The sequence below is a fragment of the Candidatus Streptomyces philanthi genome, assembly GCF_059553635.1.
The window spans coordinates 1-4,226 of sequence record NZ_JCANQV010000400.1; the positions used below are offsets into that span (position 1 = coordinate 1).

General features: G+C 72.5%; 3 protein-coding genes. 1 reads left to right on the forward strand and 2 read right to left on the reverse strand.

Annotation, left to right across the window (positions count from 1 at the left end):
* Positions 1-1,451, reverse strand: a 1,451-nt coding sequence (locus tag AC51EU_RS27735; protein ID WP_496269833.1) for an LCP family protein, incomplete at its 3' end; no start/stop codon positions are given.
* A gap of 250 nt (positions 1,452-1,701) precedes the next feature.
* Here AC51EU_RS27735 and AC51EU_RS27740 point away from each other — a divergent pair.
* Positions 1,702-2,721, forward strand: coding sequence for a glycosyltransferase family 2 protein (locus AC51EU_RS27740; RefSeq protein WP_496269834.1), 1,020 nt, complete (start codon positions 1,702-1,704; stop codon positions 2,719-2,721).
* A 44-nt stretch (positions 2,722-2,765) separates the two neighbouring features.
* On the opposite strand, the gene AC51EU_RS27745 is transcribed toward AC51EU_RS27740, so the two are convergent.
* Positions 2,766-4,226, reverse strand: a 1,461-nt coding sequence (locus AC51EU_RS27745; protein ID WP_496269835.1) for an LCP family protein, incomplete at its 5' end; no start/stop codon positions are given.

The window sequence follows — 4,226 nt, forward strand, 5'->3', positions numbered from 1 at the left end:
TCGTCGCCGGTGAGCGCCGGGCGGTCCGCCGGAGCCGGGGCCGGCTCCGGGGCCGCGTCCGCGGACCGTACGGGGTGGACCTCGGTGTGCCGCAGGCCGGCCGTCACCCGCATCAGCGCGCCCTGCCCGGGGACGGGGCGCAGCCAGGCGCCGGGCAGGGCGGTGGCGAGGGTGAGGGCGGAACGGTCCCACCGCGGGTCGTAGGCGATGACCGTGTGCTCCTCCGGAGTGCCGGCCGGGGCGTCCGGGCCGACGGTGGTGGTGAAGCCCGTGGCGCGCAGGTCCTGGGCGAGCGCGCCGGCGAGCCCGTGGCGGGAGGTGCCGTTGGAGACCTGGACCCGGATCTGCCCCGGTGGTACCGGGACCGTTGCGGCGGGTGTCGCCCTGCGGGCCGGGCGGGTGCCGAACCGCCGGTCCTCGCGCAGCGCCCGGAACAGCCGTCCGGCCGCCTCCTGGTCCCAGGACACCGTCGCCCCCAGCCCCGGTACCCGCGGGCTCGACGCGGCCAGCGGGACGGAGGTGAATTCGGAGGACGAGGGGGAGAAGCCGCGCAGCGCCTGCCCGAGATCGGCCAGTTCGCGGGGGCCGAACCCGGTGTCGGCCCGTACGGAACGCAGCATGGCCTCGGAGATCCCCTGGAGGCGCACCGGGTTCACCAGCGCCCCCGAGGAGGCCAGGGTGCGCAGCACGGAGGCGAGGAAGCGCTGCTGGCGCCGCATCCGCCCGAGGTCGGCGGAGCCGTCGAGGTGCCGGGCGCGGACGTACTGGAGCGCCCGGCCGCCGTCGAGGTGCGAGGTGCCGGCGGGCAGGTCCAGCCCGGTGTAGCTGTCCTTGAGCGGTTTCGGCGTGCAGATGTTCACCCCTCCGAGGGCGTCGACGCTGCGCATGAAGCTGACGAAGTCGACCTCCAGGTAGTGGTCGATGTGCACCCCGGTCAGGCTCTCCACGGTGCGGACGGTGAGGGCGGGGCCGCCCTCCGCGTAGACGGCGTTCAGTTTGGCGGCGTGCCGGCGGTGCTCGGTGCCGTCCGCGTCCGTGCGCGCGGGCACCTCGGTGGCGGTGTCGCGGGGCAGGCTGACGACCTGGGCGCGGTCGCGGGCGGCGGACAGGTGCACCAGCATCATCGTGTCCGTGCAGTGGCAGGCCACCCCGCCCAGGTGGTACCGGCGCTTCTCCTCGGGGGTGATCCCGTCGCGGCCGTCCGTGCCGACGACCAGGAAGTTCAGCCCGGTGCCGGTGACCGGCCGGTGGTGCATGCCGCGGAACGCGTCGACCCGGCCGATCTGCCGCGCGGCCCCGGTGACCATGACGTGCCCGGCGCCGCTCGCCGCCAGCACCACCAGCGAGACTCCGCCGGTGAGCCACAGGGTGCAGCGCCGTACCGCGCGCCGGAAGGCGGAGCGGTGCGGGGGGCGCCGTACCGGGCGGGAGGAACGGGTCGGCGCGGTCACAAGGACACCTCCGCGGCGGAACGGGAGCGGGAGCGGCCGGCCCCGGCGGCGGTCGGGGCGCGACCGAGGGGCCACGGTATGTCCATATGATCGGGTGGAAAGCGCCACACGCCGGGCGGCCCCCGGCCCGCCACCCGGCTGCCGTCCGGCGCTGTCCACCGTTCGCGGTACCGTGAGTCGCGTTATCGCAGTCTCCCGGCGAGCGCTGCCGTCGCTGGCGGCTCCGCGCGGGCCGTCCACCCGAGGAACCATGTCCCAGCAGCAGCCCCCGGCCGTCTCCGTGATCATGCCGGTGCTCAACGAGGAACGTCATCTGCGCAACTCGGTCCGGCACATCCTGGCACAGGAATACGCCGGTGAGATGGAGGTGGTGATCGCCCTCGGGCCGTCCACCGACCGTACGGACGAGATCGCGGCCGAACTGGTCGCGGAGGACCCCCGGGTGCACACCGTGCCCAACCCCACGGGCCGTACGCCCGCCGCGCTGAACGCCGCGATCAAGGCGTCCCGGCACCCCGTCGTCGTCCGTGTCGACGGCCACGGCATGCTCTCCCCGAACTACATCGCCACCGCCGTCCGCCTTCTGGAGGAGACCGGCGCGGACAACGTCGGCGGCATCATGCACGCCGAGGGCGAGAACGCCTGGGAGGACGCCGTCGCCGCCGCGATGACCTCGAAGATCGGCGTCGGCAACGCCGCCTTCCACACCGGCGGCACCGCGGGCCCCGCCGAGACCGTCTACCTCGGCGTCTTCCGCCGCGAGGCGCTGGAGCGGCAGGGCGGCTACAACGAGGAGTTCATCCGCGCCCAGGACTGGGAGCTGAACTTCCGCATCCGCGAGGCGGGCGGCGCGATCTGGTTCTCCCCGGAGCTGAAGGTGAGCTACCGGCCGCGGCCGAACGTCCGGGAGCTGGCGAAGCAGTACAAGAACTACGGCAAGTGGCGTCATGTCGTCGCCCGCTACCACGCCGGTTCGATCAATCTGCGCTATCTCGCGCCGCCGACCGCGGTGTGCGCCATCGCCGCCGGACTCGTCGTCGGTGCCACCGTCACCCCCTGGGGCTTCGCCGTCCCGGCCGGCTATCTGGCGGCCATCACGGCGGGGTCGGTGCCCGCGGGCAAGGGCCTGCCGCTCAAGGCCCGGGTCCGTATCCCGGTCGCCCTGGCGACCATGCACATGTCCTGGGGCGTGGGCTTCCTCACCAGCCCCCGCTCCCTGGCGAAGAAGGTCATCGCCAGCCGCCGCCCGGCGGTGCCGCAGGCCGGCTGAGCGTCCCGAGGGGGTGGGCTTTCCGGCCCACCCCTTCACGGGCGTCAGAAGGTGTAATCCTTGTTCACCTTCATGCACGCCTTCTTGTCCTCGCCGTTGAGGGTGTCCGCGCTCTCCGGCGCCTTCTCCGCCGGCTTCCCGGCCCCGGCCGCCTTCGGGTACGCCGTACCGGTGCGCCAGTCGTTGCCGACGACCAGCCGGACCTCCTGGGCCGTGCCGGACTCCTTCACCGCGCTCCGCGGCAGCCCCAGGGCCTTGGCCAGCGCCAGCGCGTCCCCGCGCAGTTCCTTGTCCGGGTAGGTGACGGTGGTGTCGGCCTGGGTGATGAGCGCGGTGTCCGTGCCGGCCGCGGTGTAGCCGAGCCGCGTCAGCTGCTGCTGGACGGTGGCGGCGCGGCCGGGCACCGGGCCGGTCACACTGCTGTTGGTGCCGTTCTGCACCACGACCTTCAGCTGTTCCGGCGCGGTGGACGGCTTCGGGTCCGGGGCGGGCTTCTTCTTCCCGGCGTCCTTGCCGTCGAGCCCGATGTCGTTGCGCAGCAGACCGAAGGTCTTCTCCGCGTCGCCCGGTCGGGGTACGACGTACGCCTCGCCCGGACCGTACTGCCAGGGCATGGTGGCCATCGTGATGCGTTCGGTCGGCACCCGCTGGAGGTCGCCGCCGAGGTCGTAGAGCTTCTTGACGGTGCCCAGGCCCTCGTCGACGGTGAGCGCCTGGGTGGCGGCCTCCGCGAGGTCGCGCAGCTTCATCGGGTCGGTGAGCTTGGTGCCGGACTTCAGCTGACGCACCATCGAGTTCATGTACATGTGCTGGGCCTTGGCCCGCCCGATGTCGGTGTTGTCCTCGAAGCCGTAACGGGTGCGCAGCCACTGGAGCGCCTGGACGCCCTTGACGGAGTGGGTGCCCTTGGTCAGCTTCAGTCCGCTGCCGTGGCCCCTGCTGTCCCGCGAGTAGACGTTGTTGTCGACGCAGACGGGGACACCGCCGATGGCGTCCGCCATGTCCACCACACCGGCGAAGTCGACCATCATGAAGTGGTCGATGTAGATACCGGTCAGCTCCTTCCAGGTGGCGACCGTGCATCCGGGGCCGCCGTGCTGGAGCGACTGGTTGATGGGGGCGTTGGTCTGCGGGTAGACCGTGCCGTCGTCCGGGTCGGTGCACCGGGGGATCGGCACCCGGGTGTCGCGCGGGACGGACAGCACGGACATGTTGCTGCGGTCGGCCGAGACGTGCACCAGCATCTGGACGTCGGCGAGCGGCTTGCGTTCCGCGTCCTTGGCCGCGCCGCCGAGTGCGACGTTCTTCTTGCCCACCCGGCTGTCCGAGCCGATCAGCAGGATGTTCATCGGGGTCTGCCCGAAGGCGTTCGGCTCGGGCTTCTGGAGACCGCTGTCGCCGAGGTCGAGCTTGTCCTTGCGGAGGTTGGAGTTCAGGTGCTCGTAGTAGAGGTAGCCGCCGCCCGCGCCGGCGGCTATCAGCACGGCGAGGGTGACGGCGCTCCA

Bases quoted from the DNA above. Each gene is read 5' to 3' on its own strand.
- AC51EU_RS27740 (WP_496269834.1), top strand. From the start codon at position 1,702: ATGTCCCAGCAGCAGCCCCCGGCCGTCTCCGTGATCATGCCGGTGCTC.